Annotated in this window: 20 protein-coding genes; 10 read left to right on the plus strand and 10 right to left on the minus strand. The window is 44.2% G+C overall.

The genetic code is table 11. The annotated features are described in order from the left end of the window. The first annotated feature begins 107 nt into the window (after positions 1-107). The 3 genes from BM367_RS09855 to BM367_RS09865 are packed head-to-tail and all read left to right on the plus strand — an operon-like array spanning position 108 to position 6009. Positions 108-3299 carry a SusC/RagA family TonB-linked outer membrane protein gene (locus BM367_RS09855; protein WP_092460151.1) on the plus strand — a complete coding sequence of 1064 codons (3192 nt, stop codon included), beginning with the start codon at positions 108-110 and terminating at the stop codon, positions 3297-3299. 26 nt (positions 3300-3325) lie between these two features. Then, positions 3326-4945, plus strand: coding sequence for a RagB/SusD family nutrient uptake outer membrane protein (locus BM367_RS09860; RefSeq protein WP_245759959.1), 1620 nt, complete (start codon positions 3326-3328; stop codon positions 4943-4945). 35 nt (positions 4946-4980) lie between these two features. Further along, complete coding sequence (locus BM367_RS09865) at positions 4981-6009, plus strand: IPT/TIG domain-containing protein (RefSeq protein ID WP_143104000.1); 1029 nt, start codon at positions 4981-4983, stop codon at positions 6007-6009. Positions 6010-6094: 85 nt separating this feature from the next. Here BM367_RS09865 and BM367_RS09870 read toward each other — a convergent pair whose 3' ends face one another. From BM367_RS09870 to BM367_RS09880, 3 genes are read right to left on the minus strand one after another with little or no spacing between them, the layout of a single operon-like run. Continuing rightward, entirely contained in the window at positions 6095-7267 is a 1173-nt protein-coding gene (locus tag BM367_RS09870) for an AGE family epimerase/isomerase (RefSeq protein WP_092460154.1), read from the minus strand. Next, entirely contained in the window at positions 7254-9098 is a 1845-nt protein-coding gene (locus tag BM367_RS09875; RefSeq protein WP_092460155.1) for a sodium:solute symporter family protein, read from the minus strand. Before BM367_RS09875 ends, BM367_RS09870 begins: the two co-directional genes overlap by 14 nt. A gap of 24 nt (positions 9099-9122) precedes the next feature. Beyond that, positions 9123-10259 carry a glycoside hydrolase family 26 protein gene (locus BM367_RS09880; protein WP_092460156.1) on the minus strand — a complete coding sequence of 379 codons (1137 nt, stop codon included), beginning with the start codon at positions 10257-10259 and terminating at the stop codon, positions 9123-9125. A 106-nt stretch (positions 10260-10365) separates the two neighbouring features. Here BM367_RS09880 and BM367_RS09885 point away from each other — a divergent pair, with 106 nt between their 5' ends. After that, entirely contained in the window at positions 10366-11259 is an 894-nt protein-coding gene (locus BM367_RS09885; RefSeq protein WP_092460157.1) for an AraC family transcriptional regulator, read from the plus strand. Between the two features lie 64 nt (positions 11260-11323). Next, positions 11324-12673 (plus strand): DUF2851 family protein, encoded by a 1350-nt coding sequence (locus BM367_RS09890; protein WP_092460158.1) that lies wholly within the window; start codon positions 11324-11326, stop codon positions 12671-12673. Here BM367_RS09890 and BM367_RS09895 read toward each other — a convergent pair. Continuing rightward, positions 12658-13083, minus strand: coding sequence for an OsmC family protein (locus BM367_RS09895; RefSeq protein ID WP_092460159.1), 426 nt, complete (start codon positions 13081-13083; stop codon positions 12658-12660). The two genes, BM367_RS09890 and BM367_RS09895, sit on opposite strands and share 16 nt — an antisense overlap. A 390-nt stretch (positions 13084-13473) precedes the next feature. Between BM367_RS09895 and BM367_RS09900 the strand changes: the two genes are divergently transcribed. The 3 genes from BM367_RS09900 (at position 13474) to BM367_RS09910 (ending at position 17319) form a co-directional block, all read left to right on the plus strand. Further along, a complete protein-coding gene (locus BM367_RS09900) occupies positions 13474-14280 on the plus strand; it encodes a hypothetical protein (RefSeq protein WP_143104001.1) in 807 nt (268 codons plus the stop codon). A 49-nt stretch (positions 14281-14329) separates the two neighbouring features. Beyond that, positions 14330-15223: a lipoyl synthase gene (gene lipA, locus BM367_RS09905; protein ID WP_092460161.1), complete on the plus strand. Its 894-nt coding sequence runs from the start codon at positions 14330-14332 to the stop codon at positions 15221-15223. Between the two features lie 92 nt (positions 15224-15315). Then, a complete protein-coding gene (locus tag BM367_RS09910) occupies positions 15316-17319 on the plus strand; it encodes an LTA synthase family protein (protein WP_143104002.1) in 2004 nt (667 codons plus the stop codon). Between the two features lie 18 nt (positions 17320-17337). Here BM367_RS09910 and smpB read toward each other — a convergent pair whose 3' ends face one another. The 3 genes from smpB to BM367_RS09925 all read right to left on the minus strand — a co-directional run bounded on the left by smpB (position 17338) and on the right by BM367_RS09925 (position 19836). Next, complete coding sequence (gene smpB, locus BM367_RS09915) at positions 17338-17775, minus strand: SsrA-binding protein SmpB (RefSeq protein WP_092460163.1); 438 nt, start codon at positions 17773-17775, stop codon at positions 17338-17340. A gap of 28 nt (positions 17776-17803) precedes the next feature. Next, positions 17804-18652 carry an acetyl-CoA carboxylase, carboxyltransferase subunit beta gene (accD, locus tag BM367_RS09920; protein ID WP_092460164.1) on the minus strand — a complete coding sequence of 283 codons (849 nt, stop codon included), beginning with the start codon at positions 18650-18652 and terminating at the stop codon, positions 17804-17806. A gap of 113 nt (positions 18653-18765) precedes the next feature. Then, a complete protein-coding gene (locus BM367_RS09925; protein WP_092460165.1) occupies positions 18766-19836 on the minus strand; it encodes a class I fructose-bisphosphate aldolase in 1071 nt (356 codons plus the stop codon). A 180-nt stretch (positions 19837-20016) separates the two neighbouring features. On the opposite strand from BM367_RS09925, the gene BM367_RS09930 reads away from it, so the two are divergent. Both BM367_RS09930 and BM367_RS09935 read left to right on the plus strand, forming a co-directional pair. Next, the gene (locus tag BM367_RS09930) at positions 20017-20460 is read left to right on the plus strand and encodes a hypothetical protein (protein WP_143104003.1); all 444 of its coding nucleotides are present in this window, start codon (positions 20017-20019) and stop codon (positions 20458-20460) included. A gap of 129 nt (positions 20461-20589) precedes the next feature. Then, positions 20590-21120, plus strand: a complete 531-nt coding sequence (locus BM367_RS09935) for an HdeD family acid-resistance protein (RefSeq protein WP_245759960.1) — start codon at positions 20590-20592, stop codon at positions 21118-21120. Here BM367_RS09935 and BM367_RS09940 read toward each other — a convergent pair. From BM367_RS09940 to BM367_RS09950, 3 genes are read right to left on the minus strand one after another with little or no spacing between them, the layout of a single operon-like run. Then, positions 21097-21963, minus strand: a complete 867-nt coding sequence (locus BM367_RS09940) for a polysaccharide deacetylase family protein (protein WP_177224189.1) — start codon at positions 21961-21963, stop codon at positions 21097-21099. The genes BM367_RS09935 and BM367_RS09940 overlap by 24 nt on opposite strands. 8 nt (positions 21964-21971) lie before the next feature. Further along, a complete protein-coding gene (locus BM367_RS09945) occupies positions 21972-22961 on the minus strand; it encodes a glycosyltransferase family 2 protein (protein ID WP_092460169.1) in 990 nt (329 codons plus the stop codon). 40 nt (positions 22962-23001) lie between these two features. Next, positions 23002-24243 carry a glycosyltransferase family 87 protein gene (locus BM367_RS09950; RefSeq protein ID WP_092460170.1) on the minus strand — a complete coding sequence of 414 codons (1242 nt, stop codon included), beginning with the start codon at positions 24241-24243 and terminating at the stop codon, positions 23002-23004. Positions 24244-24587 lie beyond the last annotated feature (344 nt).

Genomic DNA, 24587 nt, shown 5'->3' on the forward strand with positions numbered 1-24587 from the left:
AATAAAGTGTAAAAATCATATAAAAAAACAGCAGAATTTTGTTCACAGATGAGGATGATTGTTGTGCGGAAAGTTGATATAAAAAATTGAACAAAACAGGTTTTATCATGAACAGATGCTTACTCCTTATTATCCTGGCCGGGCTATGGATGTTTCCACTCTTTTCCCAAGCGCAAACCCGAACGATTTCCGGCACGGTAAACAATGAAGATGGCAATCCGCTCCCGGGGGCTACCGTACGAATCAAGGAAATCTCCAATCTGGCAACGATTACCGATGCGCAGGGACATTTTCAGCTACAGGTCCCACAGACAGGCAAGACGCTGGTGGTCAGTTACATAGGCATGCAAACATGGCAAGCACCGATTGAAAACAGGGAACATTTCACCATTACGCTGCAACCCGCTTCTCATTTGATGTCTGACGTGGTGGTAGTTGGCTACGGCACTGAAAAGAGAGCAGATGTGAGTTCTTCGATTGCGTCATTAAAAGCATCAGCTATTCAGGGTATTCCTGAAGCAGGAGTAGATCAGATGTTGCAAGGGAAAGTGCCAGGCGTTACAGTTTCGGCCAATACAGGGCAGCCGGGTGGGGGCGTGGCGGTACGCATTCGTGGCATTACTTCTGTGAATGGCAGCAATCCGCTGTATGTGATTGACGGGGTACCCATTCTTACCAGTACCACCAGTACAAGCCAGGATCAGCTGGGGGGAGTGCCCGGACAAAATGTGCAGAGCGTATTGGCTACATTGAACCCCAATGATATAGCCTCGATCGATATCCTCAAAGATGCTTCGGCGCAAGCTATTTACGGTTCGTTAGGTGCAAATGGCGTGATTCTGATTACAACCAAACATGGACTCCCCGGTCAGGAAGGCAGGATCAGCTATGATGTTTATACCGGATGGAATGATGTCGCGAAAAAACTTCCCTTGATGAATTTGCAGGAATACGCTCGTTATTACAATTCCGTGATTGCCGATTTTAACTATATGCATCAGGTAGCGCCCAGCCAGGTGGGCACGCTGGATTCAATTGGGGAATTCAAATATCCTGAATTGCTGGGTGAAGGGACCAACTGGCAGGATGCCATTTTTCAAACCGGACATGTACAAAATCATCAATTGTCATTTTCCGGAAGCCATAATCGCACTACTTATTTCTTTTCCGGTAATTATTTTAATCAAACCGGCACAGTAATTGGCTCCTGGTTCAGGCGCTATGCGGGCCGCATCAGTATTGATCAGCAGGTGAAAAGCTGGTTGAAAGCTGGTTTTAGCAGCAATCTTTCCAAAACAGAACAAAAAGTAACACTCACCGATGGGCAACAGTCAGTAATAAGTGTAATGTTATACAACAGTCCGGCAACGCCTGTAAAAGATTTGAATGGGAATTATCTCACTACTACCAATATTCAGGGAGTTCCTTTCGGCGACCAGATCAATCCGGTAGCATTGGCTTTATTGCGCGATGTGCGTGCCCGCCAGCAGAAAGCATTCGGAAATGCGTATGTAGATATTCAGTTTACACCCGATTTGGGTTTTCGCAATCAATTCAATTACGATTATCAACTGACCCAAAATACGGCTTTCCAGCCCAATATCTTTAATCCGTATGGCAATTTAATTATTGGTCCCAGCCGCCTGAGAGAAGATCGTGGTGTGAGCCTGTACTGGGGCTTGCAAAGCTATCTTACCTACAATCATGCATTTGGCAAACATCAGGTGAATATTGTAGCCGGGCATGAAGCCCAGGAGTCAAACTACGATGGTTCGTGGGTAACAGTTACGGATCTTACGCTCAATATTGAATCGCTGGCTGCAGGAACCATCGATCCCTCGCAAACGGGTGGAGGTAAGTATCAATGGGCCATGGAATCCTATTTTGCTCGTGCAAATTATACGTATGATAATCGTTACAGCGTGAGCTTGTCGTTGCGAAGAGATGGTTCTTCTTCATTTGGCCCGGAAAAGCGTTGGGGCAATTTCCCGGCCGTGTCGGCAGCCTGGACTGTTACCAATGAATCTTTTGCCCGCAGTTGGAAAATGCTGAGTTATCTAAAGCTGCGTGCAGGATGTGGTGCAGTAGGCAATCAAAACTCTCCTGTGCAAAATGCGTATAGCACCAACATTCGGCTGGCTACCAATGCCATTGGTCTGTTCGGGCAAAGCAGCGCACCTGGCGTGCCTGCCAATGCCGGCAATCCGGCACTGGCCTGGGAGTCGGTCATCACCTACAATGCCGGCCTGGATGGTGGGTTATTGCAAAACAGAATTGAGTTCACGGTAGACGTGTATAAGAAAACTACTTCCAAAACCATTCTTTCCGTGGTGTTGCCTGGCTTTGCGGGACTCGATCCCAATCCACCCAACAACAGCTATCAGGATATAGAACCGCCCGTAGTAAATGCAGGTAAAATGACCAATACGGGTGTGGATGTATCGCTCACTTCGCATAACATTCAAACATCCAACTTGAAATGGAATACCACACTAATTTTTAGTCATTATCACAATATCCTGAACAGTTTAACCACGCAACAAGCAGCATTGTATGGGAAAAGCATGGACTTTGCTCCGCAAACACTAACGGTGACAACAGCAGGTCATCCCGTGGGAAGTTTTTACGGGTTTGTCACAGATGGCCTGTATCGTACGATGGATGATCTGAATAAAGGTCCTCAGCCTATGCTACCCATCAGTCCAACAGGTACCTGGCTGGGCGATATTCGATATAAAGATTTAAATGGGGATGGAAAAATTACCAATGTTGATCAAACTTTTATCGGAAATCCCAATCCGAAATTTACCTATAGTATCAGCAATACCTTGCAATACAAACAATTTGACCTGACCTTGTTTTTAAATGGTGTGTATGGCGATCAGATTTATAATTACTCTCGCATGCTTACTGAATCGCTGTTTAATGTTTACCAAAATCAACTTAATACGGTGATGGACCGGTACACTGCATCCAACCCCAATGGCAAACTTCCGCGTTACAATCAATGGAACAACAATAACCTGAAAATATCAGATCGTTTCATTGAAAGCGGATCGTATCTGCGTATTCAGGATCTGACTATCGGATATACTTTTCCTGAAAAATGGATTGCGCATTTGAAAATGAGCAGTGCAAGAGTATATCTATCGGCCCATAACCTGTATACTTTTACTCGATATTCAGGCTACGACCCTGAATTGGGTGCATTTAACAACAATGTATTGCTGATGAATGTGGACTATGGTCATTATCCGGTTCCGCGTTCATTTACGGCAGGAGCCAGCATACAATTTTAATAATGATTCTTTAAAAACGGATGAATATGAAACGTACTCATTTTTTATATGCAGCATTTTGTATATCGTTTTTGTTTGCATCGTGTAATAAAAGTTTTCTGGATCGCCCTTCATTGAATAATCCGACACTTGATACCTATTACAATACCCCCGATGAAGTGAATGGCGCTACCAGCCTGTTATACAATCAGGTGTGGTATAATTTCATTGATAAAGCTTTTCACTGTATTGGAGAAGTGTATAGTGGCAATATGATGACCTCAGCGGGTGATCCGAATTATGGGAATAATACTTATGTGTATATGACCGTGCAGGCTACTGACGGGCAGGATTTGAATGCCTGGAATGCATTTTACAAAGTGGTGGGTAATGCCAATGTGTTGATCAATACCTTTCTGCAGAAAAAATCGCAGGTAAGCAATTCGGCTTATCTGGATCAGGGCATTGCCGAAGCGCGTTTTATTCGTGGTGTTGCCTATTTTTTTATAGGCAGGGTGTATGGTGATGCGCCTATTATAACTGATCCGGTGGCTTTAGCCGATTCAGGCAATTTCAACGTACCCAGATATTATCAGGAAGATGTATTAAAATTTGCTTTACTTGATTTAGAAGCTGCAGAAGCTGGATTGCCGGAAACACCTTATCAGCCGGGTCGGGTAACCAAATATTCGGCCATTGGCATGGAGGCTAAGTTGTTTTTATATCTTGCCACGTTTTTTAATCAGCCTCAATATTACGATAGCGCGGCTGCCAAAGCAAAACAGGTAATTGACTATGCACAGGCAACGGGAAACATTGCTTTGAATCCCGATTATCTGGGCATGTTTACCAATCCCGATATTGCCAAAGCCAGCAAGGAGACTTTGTTTGCCCTGCAATGGGTAGCATCGGGAGGTTATTCCTATGCCAATGCCATTCAAGCTTATGCTGCTCCCGCACCTTTGCTGAAACCTGATTTCAATACCGGATATTCTTCCGTGATACCTACATTAGATTTACTAAATGCCTATCAGTCGGGCGATTTGCGGAAATCATGGTCGGTTATGCAACAAGGATTTTACCGTCCGGATTGGAAAAACGTAAATTTCCCTAATGGATTTACCTACGATACCATGCCGGGAGGCCAGCCCGATGATGCTTATCACATCACCACAGGCACGCGTTCCAACTCATTGAAATACGTGATAGGTCCCAAGAGTACCGGATTCAATTTTGATAGCCAGGGTGGCAACGACATGCCAATTTATATTTTGCGTTATGCCGATGTGTTGTTGATTTATGCAGAAGCTGTGTTGGGCACACAGGCATCCACTTCCGATCCTTCAGCCCTGGCTGCATTTAATGCGGTGCATGAAAGAGCCGGTTTGCCTCCAGTGAATAGTTTAACAAAAGATATGATTATGCATGAAAGAAGAGTCGAATTTGCATTTGAAGGGGATTACTGGTTTGATATCCAGCGTCAGGGTTTTGCCAAAGCTCAGCAAATTATCAATGCACAGGAAAGAGGCACACTGAATAGTGATGGCAGCATCAATCATGTGGGTGGAAATCTGCAAAATCCGAATCAGTTGTTTATGCCTATTCCTTCTGATGAGGTACTGGCTGATCCTGAACTGGCAAAGCCTCCCGTGCATTATACGTTTTAAATTCAAATCATTTGTAGTTGCAAAAACTGTTTGCTATGCGTAGTTTTAAATTATTCCACGATAAGCTGATTTTAATAGCCATCATGCTGTCAGCAAGCGGTATATTATTTTCATCCTGTAAAAAAAATTCTGCCTCTACACCGGTGGTGTCAAAGATTTTTCCCGATTCTGCAGCAGGCAATAATGTGGTGTACATTACCGGATCAGGCTTGTCGGGTATTCGTTCCATAATTTTTGACAAAGGAAGAGTACCTGCACCATTTAATCCGGAATTTAATACAGATCATGCATTGATCTTTCGTGTGCCCGATACGGCTTTTGGCGGCCCTCAGCAAATCATTATTACAAATACAAAAGGCGATTCTGTGGTGATTCCATTCACTGTAATTGCATTACCAACCATTACCAGTGTTTCATTGCCCGAGTTCACAACCGGCACAAAGATTACGCTTACAGGAAATAATCTGGATGATGTTACACAAGTTATACTGCACGGCACAAATGATCAGGCTACCATTGTGTCGAAGGACCGCAAAACATTGGTGATCCAAATGCCATCTACCACCGTAAGCCGTGCCCGGTTGGATATTACGAACTCGTCGGGTACCATAACCACGCAGCAGGAACTGATAAGTGTTGATAACGCAAAACAATTGTTCACAGAGGATTTTGGAACGGGTATTTATAACTGGTCTTGGGCAACGGTGAGTGTGTCAACCGATTACGCCGTACTGGGCACACATGCCATCAAAGCTGTGTTTGCACCCGGTAGCTGGCAAGCCATCAGCCTGCATTGCGATCCTACAATAGATGCTTCACAATATACCTATTACACATTCTGGATTAAAGGTGATCCCAATCAGGATGTGCAGATGGATGTGCGTTCGGAAAATGGGGGCACCACACAAACCATCACTGTTCCTGCAAATGTGTGGACTTACTATAAGTTGAAAACCGATTTTATTTCCGGATTTCCAATTGAACGTTTGGATTTTCAGATTCATGGACCCAATGGGAACAACAGTGCTACCCTTTATGTGGATGATATTTTGCTGGTCAAATAATTTTTCTGCCTATTGGCAGGTTGTTGATTGGGTAAAGGAATCAACAAGGTTGCACCCCATGGCGGCTTTTCAGCCGCCATTTTTATTAGGTATGTAATTTTTGTGATAATGTGATATTTTGTATCAGGGCTCTCACTGCATGATAGGGCCCTTTCCAGAAGCCAGCTTTGTAGCGGTGCATCAATATCCGATTGTGCGCATCTGTTCCCCAGAACCATTCTCCCTGGTGTTCATCAATCAAATATTCCTGAATCCATTTCCAGATATCCACGCAAGCTTTTAGAAACATTTCATTTCGGGAAAAATAATATACATACAAAAATCCAGTCATAGCCTCAGCCTGTGCCCACCATTGTTTTTCAGGAGGATGCATGGGTTCCAGCAATCCGTTGTGTGTATAAAAATGTTTCAACACTTGCTGACCAAGCTCATTGATCATATCACGCCATTCGACATTTTCATAACTCGTTATTTTCATCATATCCAACATCAGCCAGGCGGTTTCAATTTCATGTCCGGGCGAAATACGATAGGAAGCTGGTTTATCCTGCTGCTGCATCCACAGAATCAGATGACCATTTTGATAGAATTTTTCCTGAATGATGGCGGCGATATGCAGCAAACGCGAGAGAAGATAAGCATCATGGTAAACTGTGTATAAAGCAGTATAAGCTTCCATCAAATGCAAATGTGCATTTAGGCTATAAACAAAAATCGGCTCTTGTTCATCCAGCCTTGCATCAGGAAGCAATTTCCAACGTTGATCAAATGCTTCTTCGTAATAATAGTTACCATGTGCATGGGTTTCTATGCAGTGAAAAATAGACAATGCCCGATGCAGAAAACGGGATTCGTGTGTGGCTTTGTACAGCGACACATACGCATATAATACAAACGCCTGTCCGTAGAGCATTTTGCGATGATCTTCCGGCTGATGGATGCTGTTTATTTTCCAGTAATATCCATCATACACAGCATCATGAAAAAACTGATCTATGATATGTTCGACTTGCAGGGCGATCTGTAAATAATCAGTTAGCTGAAAAAAGCAGTAGGCTTCGGCAAAACTCCACATGATGCGGGCATGCATCACCAATCCTTTGGATGCAGCAAGATTAGGTTTGTTGGAATTGCTGACTTCCCCGTAAAAGAATTTTTTTGACGGATCGATGCCATATTCCATCCACCATTGAAGAATACGCTGGCAAGCCATTTCCCATTCTTCGGCTAATTGCTGAAATGTTTCAGTTGTATGCATCGGTATGCAAAGGTTTCCACCAGGTTCTCCATAAAATAATTGAGATAATGATCAATATGAACGCCGTTATGATGAAGGCATGCATACGATGAATCAGCAAATACATGGGCATTAAGGTCAGACATTGCTGGGCTGTTATGCCCAATGCCACATTCATCATATCATGTTTGAAATTTTTGTTTGGCTGCAAATCATGTGCCTGTTGCATGGCAAGCTGGTGCACTGGTTTCCAGAAACCCCAGGGCCGCACCTGGATGTAAAATGAAGTGAGCACGGGTTGAGGAGTGGGCGGAAGGCTGTAGGAACCAATGATGCATGCGATAAGAGAGATGAGAAACAGCAATGGGAAAGCATATAAAAACCCAGCATTTTTAAAAAATACACTGAACAGCAAAGCTGTACAAATACCAGCCAGCATACCCCAGAAAAATCCGCCTGCGTTCATGCGCCACCAGTACCATTTCAATACATTGGCAGCAATATATCCGCCATATAGAGCGGAAACAATCCATTGCAGAATGTTGTTGATATCTTTGATTACTAAGCTGAGCAGGATGCCTGCAGTTACTACTAAAATGCCAGATGCATAACTGATGCGAATCACTGTTTTGCGGGATGCGTGTGGGTGAATGTAACGCAAATAAATATCATTGACCAGATATGCCTGAGCCGCATTGATGGTACTGCTGAAGGAACCCAAGAATGAACCCAGCAAGGCTGTTAACAACAAACCTGATAATCCGGCAGGGAGCAAATGCTGAATGACAGCAGGCAATATTACTTCAAAATCCATTTGTTTTGTACCCAACAAATGCAGGTTTAAATCACGATCGTGTATCAGGGCAAGGAGTGTAAGCGACATGATCAGTGTATATCGAAGGGGCAATAAAATAACGCTCACAGACCCACTCATTTTGGCTGCATCCCGCGCATTTCGGGTGCTGAGGATTTTTTGCATATCGTAATTGGGTGCAGGTCCCGCCATGCTGGCCAATATACCTTTCAGCAACATGAGCATGAAAAAGATTCCGAATAACTGATATCCATCGGATTGTATTTTTTCATTCACGGCCGATAACGCATCAGTCCAATGCATGTGCAGATGCCAGCCAAAACCGATGCTGAACCATTCGCGGGGAACGGGCAAGGTATGCACTGATGTTTCACGAAATACCAGGATACCTAATCCCGTGCAGGCCGTTAGCATGATTCCGTACTTAATGGCATCGTTGATCACAATGCTGTGCAGGCCACCCATCACAGCATAAAACAAGGCAAACAGGCTAAACAGCAGCCCATAAACAGCCATTGCCCAGTGTAGCGGAACTTGTATTGGCAAATGAGCAGATATTTGTTCCCACGGGAAGAAAATAGCCAGAAATTTACCCATGCCGATAAAGCCATAGGCCATATAACCCAAACACGTGATGAGCGCAAATATTACGATGATGAGATGGGATGCCCGGGCATAAGGTACATGGTTGCCAAAGCGGGTCTGCAGCCATTCTGCACCAGTAGTGGCATGGGATTTCCGCAGCCATCCTGATAAATACATCATCATGAAAATCTGATTGAATACCGGCCAGAGCCAGGGCAGCCAGACACTTTTAAAACCATATACAAAACACACACTCACCAGCCACATCGTGCCCGATACATCAAACATATCGGATGCATTGCTCAAACCCAGTAAATACCAGGGCAATGATTTCCCTGCCATGAGATAGCTTTCCTTGCTACGTCGCGCTCGATGACGCAACAGCCAGCCTACAATGACTGTAAGCATTAGGTAAGTGATAAGAATCAGGCTATCGGCTGGTTTCAATCCCATGGAAATTTTCTACAAATACATGCGTTATGGATAAAGATGCAGCATAGCAGCCTGTTTTCGCAAAAGAATACGCCCCGAAGCAACAAATTGCCGGAAATCATCTGCAGAAATTTGTCCAGGATAAGGCACATAAAATTCCTGCCTGCCATTCGCTTCTTTTCCCGCATTCCGCCAGGCGAGCAGGTAGGCCAGATGATAAGGTTTAATTGTTGCCCCCAGCACCTGTGTCCACCAGCTACTGTCTGGAATGGTGTTGTATCCGAATTCCGTAAGGGCAGGTATTTTGTCATGGCTGATGGCAATACTGTCGAGCAGATGGCACATATGGCTCAATTGATAGCTGAAAGCCTGGTTGGAAGTGATATCATAAGCCTGATAAATATCAAATCCGATAATGTCTGTCCATGCATCGCCTGGATAGCGTTCCAGATAAGCATCGGCATCGGCAAACCGGTCAGTATTCCAGGCAAATAGCAAATGATGCAGATGCAAGCTGTCGCGAAGGTATTGAACGGTAAACTGCCAGAGGGCTTTCATTTCTGCAGCGGTGCAATGGGAACGTCCCCACCAGAACCAGTTTCCATTTAATTCGTGAAACAGCCGGAGAATAACCGGAATTTGTTTGCCGGTTGAGGTTTTCAAACTATTCAGAAATGCACCGCCTCTTTGCAGATATTGCACATACAGGGCATGATCCCGTCCGCCGGGCAATATGGCAGCTACCACATTCCCACCGGTAGTATCCCAGGCTGATGAACCGGTAACCGGATTATGCATGTGCCAGCTGAAAGTAACCACTCCGCCTGCCTGAAATTGCTCAATTGCAGCTTGTCTGATGAGCCGGAAGGGTACATGATCAATGTTCAGGCTATCGCCCAGCTCCACACTGCTGAGATCGCCACCCAGTAAGGCCGGGTAATCACCCGCCACTTCGCGCACGTCACTTCGTCCGGGTACATAAGCCCATCCCACGCCATAATACACATCATCCTGGTGACCAAAAAGCATTTTACCCCGATTGCTCATCTGCTTCAGGTGTACATATAAACTTCGCGTCTCTGCGGTACAATGTTTATCAACCTGGGCATATAACTCTTGTATCATCAGTCCGCAAATGATACAAAAACATGATAAAACAGAGTTGAATAGTTTCATGCGCATAATTTACCATAAAAATAATATTTACCTGCATCTGGTTGAGCAAATAGGTTTGATTGGGTAAAAATCATTTTTAAGTATATTTACACACATTCAAAATGCGCTTTGCATGCGTGACAGCTTGTATGATCAGATCATGAAGGAAATTACCCCGCTCACGCAAACGGATTGTTTTACCATTGCCATCCGGGTGAAATCCAATTTTCATTTTCCTCTCCATTATCATGAAGAATATGAATTGAATTTCATTATGAATGCCAAAGGAGCGCAGCGTGTGGTGGGCGATCATATCGAAGAAATTGATGACCTGGAGCTGGTGCTGGTGGGGCCGAATTTGCCTCATGCATGGTTTACCCATCGTTGTACCAGTAAAGAAATTCGGGAGATAACTATTCAATTTCATAAAGATTTGTTTGATGAGAAGTTTTTGCGGCGCAATCAATTAAGTTTCATCCGGATGATGTTTGAAAAATCCTTGAGAGGCATTTTGTTTTCCCGGGAAACCATTGAGCACATTATGCCCCGTATCATGCATCTGAATCAGAAACAAGGATTTGATTCGGTGCTGGAACTTATGTCTGTACTGCATGATTTATCCACTTCGCGAAACATGCGATTGCTATCGAGCGATAGTTTTCAGTCTCTGCGTTTTTCACAGCACACGCCACCGCGTATTGAACGAACACTGGAATACATTGATAAACATTTTAACAAGCCCATTACACTTGCCGAGGTATCGAAGCTGAATAATATGACAGAAACGGCCTTCAGCCGTTATTTTCGCAACAAGACGGGGATGACGTTTATTGACAGCCTGACGGAAAAGAGACTTGCACATGCCAGCCGCTTGTTGATGGAAACCAATCTCACAATTGCGGAAATTGCCTACAAATGCGGGTTTAACAATATTTCCAATTTTAATCGTATTTTCAAACGCAGGAAAGGTTGTACCCCTCGTGAGTATCGGGAGCGATACAGTGAAGTAAGCCGCATATTCATCTGATGATCATATCCTTCCGGATGCCCTTTTCAAAAAAGCATAGCCCTATGTTGAAAACCCTTGCATCATGATATCAGAAAAATTACTGCATTTCATCTGGCTGTATCGCTATTTTCAACATCAATCGCTGCATACGGTACAGGGAGAGGTCGTTGAGATTCTGCATCCGGGGATATGGAATCAGGACGGGCAGGGGCCTGATTTTCAGGAAGCCCGGATTCGCATCGGATCTACCTTGTGGGTAGGTGATGTGGAAATTCATGTGCGGAGTTCAGATTGGTACAGGCATCAGCATGCTGCGGATGTGCATTATCAGAAACTGATTTTACATGTGGTATATGAACAGGATTTGGCCGATGAAGATTCTTTGTTGCAGCGTTTTTCTTGTGTGGAGCTGAAGGGGAGGATATCCCGCAGCATGATTCGGCAGTATGAAGCCTGGATGCAGCAGCTACAGCCTGTGGTTTGTGCCGGCTCGCTTACAGGTCCTGCCGATGTACCTCAGCTGATCTGGACCAGCTGGAAGGAAAGATTGCTGGCAGAGCGATGGGAGGAGGATAAGGGAAGGCGCATTCGTCAATGGTTGCACCATACGCAGGAGGACTGGGAAGAGGTTGCCTACATCCTCACAGCGCGAAGTTTTGGGATGAACCGGAATGCTGACATGTTTGAAGCACTTGCTGTACACACACCGCGGCGCCTGTTTGCCCGTAACCGCCATATACCAGGCGCCACGGCAGCCTTGCTGTTTGGCCAGGCTGGCCTTTTGCGGGGCCGGTTTCGGGACGATTATCCGCGTTATTTGCAACAATTGTATGCTGCCTTGCAATACAAGTATCGGTTGCATCCTCTTGATCCATCCGGCTGGCAGTGGAAGCGCTTGCGCCCAGCCAATTTTCCGACTATTCGCCTGGCTCAGCTCGCAGCATTGATGGAGCAATCGGTACACCTGTTTTCCCGCTGGCTGGAAGCTTCTACAGTGGAAGATTTGCGAAGTCTGTTGCAGGTCAAATTGCCCGACTACTGGCAACAACATTATCGTTTTGATGTGCCTGTTGAACAAACTTTCGGCCACCATGACTCACCATCCGGCAGAAGCCTCACCAGTGCAATTTCTGCTATCGGAAAAGATATGATGGATCATCTGATTCTGAATGCCATTGCGCCGCTGGTTTGGTGGTATGGCAAGCTGCGACTCCGGGATGACTTGCAGCAAAAAGCCATGGACTGGATGCAGGCTCTGCCGCCCGAGCACAATCAGATCATCCGGATGTGGAAACAACATGCCATTCCCGCTCTGCATGCGGCCGATAGCCAGGCGTTATACCAGCTTTACCAGCAGTATTGTTTGCACCGACGCTGCCTGACTTGTGCGATTGGGCATCATCTGCTGAGGAAAGCTTATGCAACTTCCTGAGAAGGCCAATGAAAATGAATATCCTGTTCGATATCGGGATGAATGCTTTTGGCAACAGGACAATTGCGGGCAACTCTCTCCAAATGAGCCCGATCGGCCTCAGAAAGGCGAAGTTGCTCGGGGAAATAAATCTCCACGCGGATTTTCACAATCCTGCGAGGCGAGGCAGCCATTGTTTTTTCAATATCCAGGCGCGTCCCCTCTAGCGAAATTTGTTTATCCTCTGCAGCAATACCCATCACAGTCATCATACAAACGCCCAGTGCTGTAGCCACCAGATCCGTTGGTGAAAACCGTTCACCCTTACCATGATTGTCAACAGGTGCATCTGTTTCGATTTCCGAGCCGGAAGCCAGATGGGTGGCTACACATCGCAAATGTCCCTGATAATAAACCTGAAAATGAGCCATAATAGTATCAAATAATGAAGCTTTCTATCGATAGGGTAGGATATAAGTTTTTAAAAAACTCCGCAAGCTTGTAGCCGACGAAAGTCTCTCCACGCCGCATCTCAGATTATTGCAAGTGTAACAACATTAGCTGATACTCCCAAAAATTTTTTCTTCCTTTTTGAAAGCTTTTTCTTGTATCGTTTCATCACCGTTTTATCATTTTTATATCGACCACAGGCAACCCATTTTTCTTCAGTTTCGATGCACTAACTTGCAGTTTTATCCTACTCAAATGGAAGGATGTGGCAGATAAAAAATTTCAGTAACTTCGGATGGGCGATGAAAATATCGGTTAGTAGCAGCAATAGGAGCCCGAAAATCACGTTTGATGGGTTAAAATTTTTTGTAGTGCGCACATACATTTTGATTCTTTTTAGCATACTGCCGGTCATAGCAGCTTATGCCCAGAATAATCCTGCTCCGATTGTAGGGAAACCCAGCAAAAATTATCTGCTTTACAACCGGGACGGACAGGAGGTTTATATCCATGAATTTTCTGGAGGCTTTCGGCTGAATACCAATGGTTGGAATGCCTTTCTGGAACTGGGTCATCGGAAAAACGAGCTGTTTACCAATATCTATCAATTTGAAGTAGGCGAAACCAAATCGCCCAAGGAACGCAAATCGGCCAATCCCATCGGGGTGGACTTCTTTGGCAATGTGTATACCACTCACCCTTATGTGTATGGCAAGCAAAATATATTTTATCAGGCAAGGCTGGGCCTTGGGCAGCGATACCTGATTGGCAGCAAGGCCAACAAAAATGGCGTGGAAGTATCGGCCCTTTATCTGGGAGGCTTTTCCATGGGCATTTTGCGGCCTTACTATCTGCAGGTATATGTGGATTCTTCCAGCAATGCCACGGAGTATATCCGCTATACAGGCTCCAATAAAACCCAGTTTCTCGATACATACAATATTCTGGGAGGAACCGGTTTGCAGAAGGGTTGGGATGAATTGAAATGGGTACCTGGGTTGTATGCCCGGGTGGGCATGCGGTTTGACTGGGCCGCATTCAATTCCCTTGTCAGTGCACTGGAAGTGAGTGTCAGTGGGCAATATTATTTTCAGGATATAAGCATCATGGTGGATAATAAGCCACAGAAATTCTTTTTCAATGCTTCAGTGGGACTGATGTTTGGAAAGAAATGGTAAATACTGTCTGCAGGCTTGCCTGCAGGTTATGGGTTAAACTCATGGAGATATGGAAACAACACAAGTACAGGCAGAACCTAAAAAGAAAAAACCAGACTGGTTGCGGGTGAAATTACCTGTGGGTGAAAATTACCGTCGTGTCAGACAAATTGTGGATACGCATAAACTGCACACCATCTGTGAAAGCGGCAACTGTCCGAACATGGGTGAATGCTGGGGTGCAGGTACAGCCACATTTATGATTTTGGGCAATATCTGCACCCGCAGCTGTGGATTTTGTGCGGTGGCCACAGGCCGACCTTTGCCGGTAGATTGGGATGAACCGCAACGGGTAGCGGAAGCCATTTATCTGATGAAGATCAAACATGCCGTTATCACTTCTGTAGATCGCGATGAATTGCCCGACGGTGGTTCCATTATCTGGTACAATACCATTCGCGCCATTCGTGCATTGAATCCGGAAACCACGCTTGAAACCCTGATTCCTGATTTCAAGGGCAATTGGGATAATCTGCAACGCATTATTGACGCTGCGCCTGAAGTGGTTTCCCATAATCTGGAAACCGTGGAACGGCTTACCCGGAAAGTGCGCATTCAGGCCAAATACCATCGGAGCCTGGAAGTGATTCGCCGGCTGAAACAGGCAGGCATGCGTACCAAAAGCGGCATTATGCTGGGCCTGGGTGAAACCAGGGATGAAGTGCTGCAGGCTATGGAGGATTTGCTCAACAATGGCTGCGATGTACTTACATTGGGACAATATCTGCAACCCACCCCACATCATTTGCCAGTGGAACGATATGTACATCCGGATGAATTTGCTGAATATCGGGAAATTGGTTACCAGATGGGATTTGATTATGTGGAAAGCGGCCCGTTGGTGCGTTCTTCTTATCACGCCGAAAGGCATGTATATCCTCGTAAGTCGGCACCTCATTCCTGAATTGTTTTCATCTGGTTAACAATCTGCTTTTCAGCAGGTAATGTTGTATTTTGCATCCGTTTTCATTTGATGCACCATCTGCTTTTGAACTCATGAAAGGAAAGCCACTGTTCTCGCGTCTGCAGCGCTGGATTTTTGCATTGTCCCTATTTTTTTTGCTGATCATGTCGCTGGCCAGGCTGGCCATGTATCTGTATTTCCGGCATATCTCCATCGGTGAGCAACAATTCCTGCGTGTGATGTGGATGGGCATTCGCTATGATATGCGGGAAATAAGTATCATGGCGGTCTTGATGATTTTGCTCAGTGCTATTCCCTCTTGGCATCCCTTTTACAGCAGGTTTGGCCGTTGGTTACACTTTGCATTATGGTTACTGGCGCTGATTGTTTTTGCTGTTTTCTACACGGTTGATGTTGCCCATTTTGCTTACCTGCATGTGCGGTTAAATGCACATGTACTGGATCTTCTGCAGAATTTCCGTACTTCGATGGGCATGGTCTGGGAAACGTATCCGGTTATATGGATGTTATTGGGTGTGATTGTTTTTGTGGCGTTATGTTTTGCGTATGTTCGATATACATTTCACAAAATTGCAGTTCAGCCCGAAGTAGAAAAACGTTTCCGATGGGTGCGATCTGTAATCTTGTTTCTGTTTTTTGGAGGATGGATATTTGGTCGCATAGGACAATTTCCTCTCCGCTGGAGTGATGCATTCACGCTGAAAGGTGATTTCAATGCACAAATTGCTTTAAACCCGTTTCAAAGTTTTTTCAGCACGCTTGCTTTCCGCAATTCCACCTTTGATACGGAAAAAGCCAGATACTATTATCGCATGATGGCTGCTTATCTGGGCGTGGATCATCCCGATAGTGTGCATTTAAACTATGAACGTTATTTTCCGGAAGACACCGCCCGACCTGCACGGCATCCCAATATTGTGCTGGTGATTTGTGAAAGTTTCAGCGGTTATAAAAGTTCCTTGTGGGGGAATCCATTAAATACAACGCCCTTTATTGACAGCATTGCGCAGCATGGAATCTTTTTCGATCATTGTTTTACCCCCAGTTTTGGTACAGCAAGAGGTGTGTGGGCTGTAATCACGGGATTGCCCGATGTGGAAGTACATAAAACAGCCAGCCGCAACCCGCAGATTGTAGATCAGCACACCATTATCAATGCATTCAAAGGATATCGTCGCTTTTATTTTATTGGCGGAAGCACCAGTTGGGCAAACATTCGTGGCTTGCTTGATAACAATATTGATAGTTTGCACATTTATGAAGAAAAAGATTATTCTTCACCACGGCTGGATGTGTGGGGCATTAGCGATAAGAATTTATTTTTAGAGGCCAACAAAGTATTGCGCCAACAAACAAAGCCTTTCTTTGCTATCATTCAAACATCTGACAATCATCGTCCCTATTCCATTCCCGATGAGGATTTGCGATATTTTAAGAAAGTCAATTTTCCGGTTGATACTTTGAAGAAATATGGTTTTTTCTCGAATGAAGAACTCAATGCTTTCCGCTATTTTGATTTTTGTGTGAAAACCTTTTTGGATACAGCCAGCCATGAACCTTATTTCAAAAATACCATCTTTGCTTTCATTGGGGATCATGGAATCAATGGTGATGCAGGCAACATGTTTCCCCGTGCATGGACAGATCAAAGGCTTACCAGTGAGCATGTCCCTTTCATCATTTATGCACCTGCATGGTTGAAACCTGAGCGGCACAGCATGATTGCATCGCAGGTGGATGTGTTGCCTACGCTGGCTGGTCTGGCTAATGTATCATATCACGATTTTACGCTGGGCCGCGATTTATTGCATCTGCAGGATACTATGCATAACATGGCTTTTATCATCGAGCGGGATAATGACCAGATGGGATTGGTAAACAGTGCGTACTATCTCAAACAATCCATTCATCAACCTAATCAATATCAGTTTGTCTCGATTGTAAACAACAATCCTATTCCGCAGAATGCCTATACAGATTCTGTATTTCGTGCCATGCGCACCTGGATGTATGCATTTTATGAAACAGCTCGTTATATGACCTATCACAACAAAAAACAAAGAGATGTGCATTAAACACAAGGAAGAGATAGGTTATCTTTTCCAGCGGCGCATGATCTCCTGCTGAGCTTCTCTTTGTTTGATGGTTTCGCGTTTGTCGTATATCTTTTTACCTCTCACCAGTGCAATTTCCATTTTAGCCCATCCTTTTTCATTGATGAAGATGCGCAGGGGCACAATGGTATAGCCTTTTTCCTGTACGGCATTTTTCAGTTTTCTCAATTCTCTTTTTTGCAGCAGGAGTTTTCTTTCCCGCAAGGGATCATGGTTGCTATAGGTGGCATTTTTATATTCTGCAATGTGCAGATTTTTCACAAACAACTCATCGCCCTGAAAATAGCAAAAGCTGTCGTTGAAGCTCACCTTTCCCTCGCGGATGGATTTGATTTCAGAGCCCGTGAGCACCATTCCGGCAATATAGCGGTCTTTGATTTCGTAGTTAAACCATGCCGAGCGATTGCTGATTTCCATAATGATACGGGATGGGCGTGTAACAACATTATTTACTAAACAGCAGCAATAGCTCGCTGATGCGGGTCTTTAATTCCTTGCGGTCCACAATAAAATCCAGAAAACCGTGTTCCAGAAGGAATTCGGCGGTTTGAAAACCCTCCGGCAAATCTTTCTTAATTGTTTCCTTGATGACGCGGGGCCCTGCAAATCCAATCAGGGCGCCGGGTTCAGCCATATTGATATCACCCAGCATGGCAAATGATGCCGTAACGCCACCGGTGGTTGGATCGGTCATGAGTGAAAAATAGGGAATGCGGGCTTCTGCAAGCTGGGTAAGCTTGGCGGCTGTTTTGGCCATTTGCATCAAAGAAAATGCACTTTCCATCATGCGGGCACCACCCGATTTGGAAATAATCAGCAACGGAATGCGATGTTCCACACAATAATCTACCGAACGGGCAATTTTTTCACCCACCACCGAACCCATGGAACCTCCGATAAAATCAAAGTCCATGCACGCGATTACCAGGTCAAACCCATTGACCTTACCGGCGCCCACGCGGATTGCATCGGCCAGTCCCGTTTTTTTCTGGGCTTCCTGCAGCCGTTCTTCATAGGTTTTGATATCCTTGAATCCCAGGATATCCACCGGATAAATATTGCCAAATAATTCCCGTGAATGATCTTCATCAAAAAGAATCTGAAAGTATTCGGCCGAGTTGATGCGAAAATGATAATTGCATTTATCGCATACAAAATTATTCTCTCTCAGGTCTTTGGTCAGGATGAGCTTTTTGCATTTGGGGCATTTGGTCCAGAGGCCGTCAGGCGGTTCTTTTTTTTCACTGGTGGAAGTTTCAATTCCTTTTTTGATCCTTTGAAACCATTTTGCCATAGTGCACGAAATTTAGAATTCCAGCTCAAGGCCAGAATGGAAAAGAGAATACCGAAGGTTTGCTTGTTTTGGGGCATATCCATGCTGGCAAAACAAACCCGGCATCATGGGGTTCAGGCAATGGTGATGGACTTATCCAGATATACGTCTTGCGTAGCATGCAGGAGTTGCACGCCTTCCCTGAAAGGCCGTTGAAAGGCTTTTCTTCCCAGGATGAGCCCCATTCCACCCGCACGTTTGTTGATGACGGCAGTAGCAACGGCTTCGGCCAGGTCGGATTGGCCTTTGGATTCGCCACCTGAGTTGATAAGCCCGATGCGGCCACTGTAGCAGTTTAATACCTGATACCGGCAAAGGTCAATAGGATGATCGGTGGTTAACTTTTCATAGACCAGTGGGCTGGTTTTGCCATGTTTGGTGGCCAGATATCCTCCGTTGTTGGTAGGAAGTTTCTGCTTGATAATGTCGGCCTGGATGGTAACGCCCAGGTGATTGGCCTGGCCGGTTAAATCGGCAGAGGTGTGATAATCCACATTGTTTACTTTGAAGGCGCTGTTGCGGGTGTAGCACCAGAGAATGGTGGCCATGCCCAGCTCATGCGCCAGCTCAAAGGCTTCGGCAATTTCTTTTAGCTGCCGGTTGCTTTCGGCTGAACCCCAGTACACAGTGGCGCCTACAGCCACAGCTCCCATATTCCAGGCACTTTTCACGGTACCAAACAGAGTCTGGTCATACCGGTTGGGATAACTCAGAAATTCGTTGTGGTTAATTTTTACTATAAAAGGAATCTTGTGTGCGTATTTTCTGGACATGATACCCAACACGCCGAAGGTTGATGCTACAGCATTGCACCCACCCTCAATGGCCAGCCGGATGATGTTTTCCGGATCGAAGTACATCGGGTTGGGAGCAAATGCCGATCCGGCGCTGTGCTCCACGCCCTGGTCAACCGGAAAAATAGAAATATACCCCGTACCTGCCAGTCGGCCATGATTGAAAATAGCCTGCAGGCTGCGCAACACCTGATTGTTTCGGTTGGAATTCAGCCATACTCTATCCAGATAGTCCGGGCCTGGCAGCGTCAGCTGAGAAGCATCAATAGTCTTGCAGACATGATTCAGCAAATACTCGGCCTGGTCGCCCAATAATTCGGCTATGCGCCCTTGTGTGATGGTTTCGTTCATAGATCTGAATTTCAGGATAAATGGGAATCGTAAACGCAAAGATAACAAAACCCTTCAGGATACAGAGAAAATTTCAGGTTTCATACGAAAATGCATATTAACAATCCTGAAAATCAATCAAAAGACTTGTATATTCCACAGATTTTGTTGAAATTTAAGAGCCTTAAAAATAAGCAAGCCATGATACCTTACAAAGAACTTCAGGTAGGAGACTGGGTACTTGTGGAAGTGGAAAACGAAAGGATCGAAGGCCAGGTAGAAGAGCTGGCCGATGGGCAGGTGTGTGTACGTACTTTTGAGGACAATCTTTACTGGTATGAGCCGGAAGCAGTGGATCCCATACCTCTTACAGAAGAACAATTGTTTTCCTTTGGATTTGAAAAACGGGAAAACCCGGAAATAGCCGGCCCGCACGGCATTGCTTATGTAAAAGGACCTTTCATCATTCGTTATCCCGACAAGCAAAACCGGGCTCATTGCCTGCTCATCTGCCATGGTGAGCATACCCGTGAAATCGAACATGCACTCACGGTGCATGAACTCCAACATCATTATCATGCTATGACCAAGATTTTGCTGGAAAAACCGGAATCAACCGAAGGGAAAATAGAAAAAACTGCATAAGCGATTTCTTAAAAAACTACTTCATACATGGAACTTCCACATGAATCTCAGTCGGCCGGGGAAAAAGTATCTTTTCTCGCGGGTTGTGAATTGAGTTTCAACTGGTGGGCTTTTATCATCCGAGGCTTGTTGGCCTTGATTTTTGCTTTACTTGCATTTTTTATGCCGGTTACGGCAATCTTTGCTTTGACTATTGTGTTTGGTGCATTTTCTTTTGCGGACGGGATATTTGCTGTAGTCCTCTCTGTTCGCAAAATGCAGAAAGGGAAGCATTGGGGGTGGCTGCTGTTTAGTGGTATTTTGGGTATTCTGACCGGACTGGTTGTATTTTTCTATCCATTGGTTTCAACTGTGGTGTTGGCTGCTTTTCTATGGGCAAGCATTGGGATATGGTCTATGTTGATTGGCTTGATGGAATTTATTTCGGCTTTTCGCCTTCGCAGGGAAATTAAAGGAGAAGTTTGGTTGATGCTCAGTGGTATTTTCTCTATTATGTTAGGGTTTATTATTTTGTGGATGTTTTTTAACGAACCAGCCAGTGCGTTACTTTTGTCTGGTTGGGTGATAGGTATAAACGCATTGATTTCGGCGGTAACGTATTTATTGCTGGGTTACCGATTAAAAAAACATCATCCATTACTCAAAGGTTCTGCGGTATAAGTTTTTGTCAGGCTGTATTTCATCGGGCAGGCTTTCATCTTTCCAATAGTTTTGCTTCAGCCAGTCATAAGTTGTGGTAAAGTTCAATGTGGTTTGGCTGATTGCTTCAATCCAAAGTTTAAACCGTTGTTTCATGTTTATGCCTGATTGTACCCGCAGGTAGAAAGGTATATGTTTGATAAGTCTTTTTGGCCAACTTGCCCATTCCCAGGGATGAAAATAGAGGTGAAGGTAGTTGTCTGTTTGTATGGTCTGTCGGCAAAGTGCGATATACTTATCAAAAGGAATCAGGTGAAAGGATAACCAGAACAAAGGGAAACGTAAACGGGGCGTAACAGAGGGAGGAATATGAAGAATATGTTGCTGAGTAGTAATTGTTCTTGGCTCCCGGAGATGGCAATAACGTCCCGGAATCCAGGTTGGATGAAGTGATGAATGATACCTATAACCTGCTTTTCCAAGGGCATCAATATCTGTTTGTTTCATACGCGGCATCCGGAATCCGTAAATAGGTACTTGAAATTGATTTTCAAGTATTTCCCGTGATGCAGCATAGTCATTTCTGTTAAATTCACCATGATGCATACCATGGGAAGCCAGTTCATGGCCATCCTGGATAAGCTTTTTTATCCACTCAGGCTGATGAGTTGCATATCGGGCAGTAGTATAAAAAGTAGCTTTTATTGCGTATTGGGTCAGCGTTTCTGAAAGAGCCTGCAATCCCTCTGTCGTGATGGCAATCTGGTCGGATAAAGAAATGACATACCCATATTCCAATGGTAGATCAAATTCTTCCAGGTCAAAACTCAGCAAAACGGTAGCTTGTTTTTGATAATCACTCATGTGAATCATTATTCGGGTGTAATAGCATGAAGCTCAGGATAAGTATAAGAGTGCAGATAAGAAGCTGATTGCATATTGGTGGATTCGATGATATAGGGCGGATGAAACTGTGTCTGGATAAACAGTTTACCAATATAAATACCAATGATGCCAAGAATCATCAATTGCAATCCGCCAAAAAATGCAATGGTTACAATCATGGAAGCCCAGCCGGAGATGGGATGATTGTACATAAAACTCCAGATCACATAAGGAATATACAGTGAAGAAAGAATGGATATGGTAAGACCCAGATAAATGGCCATGTTTAAAGGCTTGACACTGAATGAGGTGATACCCTGCAATGAAAGCCTGATCAGGCTTCTCAGGGTATATTTTGTTGTTCCATATTCACGTTGCAAAGGTTGATAGGGAACCCCTTTTTGTTTGAATCCAATCCATTTGAATATGGCTCTGAGAAAAAGTTCTTTATCCTGAAACTGTGTGATGATTTGTGCCACGCGCCTGCTGAATAACCTGAAATCAGACAGCCCCTCTTCCATATCTAAATCCGTAAGTTTGCTGGCAATCACATAAAAAAGCCTGGAACGGAGCCGTTGCATATAGGTATAATGATCCGAAGCTTCCTTGCGATAAGCATACACCACATCATATCCCGATTCCCATTCCTGAATAAATCTGGGAATCAAATCCAGCGGATGCTGTCCGTCAGCATCCATGGTAATAATGGCATCACCCCTTGCCTGATCAATTCCGGCCTTCATGGCAATGTCTTTTCCAAAATTGCGGGAAAGGAAAAGATAATAAAGCCATTTGTATTCGGCTGAAAGTTTTTTTATTACTTCCCGACTATGATCAGTGCTACCATCATCTACTATAATGCATTCAAACCGATAGCGGGAATATTGCTGAAAGAAATCAGATAATTTTTTCACCAATACAGGAAGATTGTGTTCTTCATTATATGCAGGAATAACCAGTGTAATAACCTTTTCCATAAAAGAATATTGTGTACTAAAACAAAATTTTCATGCTACTCTATGATGAAAATATGGAAAGGTTTTTCTCAGGAACAGTTGTTTTTCTCCATATTGGCTTCACAAATCCTGTCATCAGGTCAAAGATTATCATCATCCACACCAGCAGGCATGGTAGGGCTTTTAATGCAAAATGCCTGGTGATATTAATTCTTACCCATGGCGTAACCAGATCCGTACTGGCTATGCTTGTAATGAAAAAAGTAAAAATCAATAAACCTTCAGCAAGTTTTCTGTGCTTTGCTGCACCGTAGGTCACATACCAGATGGCTACGCCCAGAACTGCAATGATATAGGTGGGAGATTCAGATCCGGTGCTGAATAGAACGGTGAACAACAAAATATTGCTCAACCATAACCATTGAAACGATGGATCAAAACGAAACCGTATGATTGGCAAATAGCTAATCAACATGAGTAAGCAACCCGTAAGAATCACCCATCCATCTATTGCGGCATGAATATTTCCTATGCGTTTAATTAATCCCATAACCGAAATATCCTGATAATAATTGTTTAAAGATGCTGTCATATTCTTGGCATTTTTTATTATCAATGCCTGAAACCACTGCTGATAGCTGCTTACAATATATTCCGGCGAGCTGAGCAACATGGGTAATACAAATGCAATTGTACCCCATATCACAAGCCAGAAAAAAGCTTTCATGGGTTTTCGGCTGAACAGCAAAAAAGCCAGTCCGGTTATCCCGTATAATTTAGTGAAGCTGCCCAATACGATCCACAATGTTGCCAGGTGTGGCTTATCATCTCTGAAATGAACAAAGCTTAAAAGCAGACAGGCAGCAATACATGCATTGAATTGCAACCATTGCGCATTCATCAGTAATTCCATTGCCGAAAACAACATCACAAATTGCTGATGCTCATGCGGTATTGGCAATTGCTTTACGGCTGCATACAAAAACAGAATATTTGCCATGACCCATAAAACCACACCAACCGATATGGGCATGATAGCAAAAGGGGCAATAATCAGGGAAAACAAGGGTCCATATAGATTCACATCGGCATATTCATGCGGATAAGGGATATATAACGGTTGTTGATGTAGGAGATGAAAATATACATGCGTAAAAACAAAATAATTGTTATTGACCTTATGACTCATGGCTTCGCTTAACAAAGCTATTCCACCCATACCCAACCAGAGCCAAAGCATGTAATTACGGGTAAGCAACGGTGAGAACCAACGGATAAGCAGATGGTTTTTCTGGATTTTCATAATCCATGATTTAAATAAGAAAAGCGTAAGCTCGTTCGGGATGAAAGAGCAAGTTGGAGTGTGGGGTGGAATAAGAAAGAAGAACAATACAGCGGATGTACTTATTCATGTTCATGTTACATTTGGTTGGGAAACTCTTTTCAGGTCACAGGCCCAAATCAACTCTACGAGTTGCAAATTTACCTCACAATACTAAAGAAATTTTGAATGATTTGCTTATCTGAAACCCATTAACAATTGATTAAAGTTTCTTTCTCCAATTGATCTAAGCTAAATCATGATCATATAAGCTGAGTTCAATCAAAACCTGAAACCTAATGAGTTGAGTTATTTTCTAAAATCTA

Origin of the sequence: Thermoflavifilum thermophilum (genome assembly GCF_900116565.1) — a bacterium.
In the GTDB taxonomy this organism is placed as follows: domain Bacteria; phylum Bacteroidota; class Bacteroidia; order Chitinophagales; family Chitinophagaceae; genus Thermoflavifilum; species Thermoflavifilum thermophilum.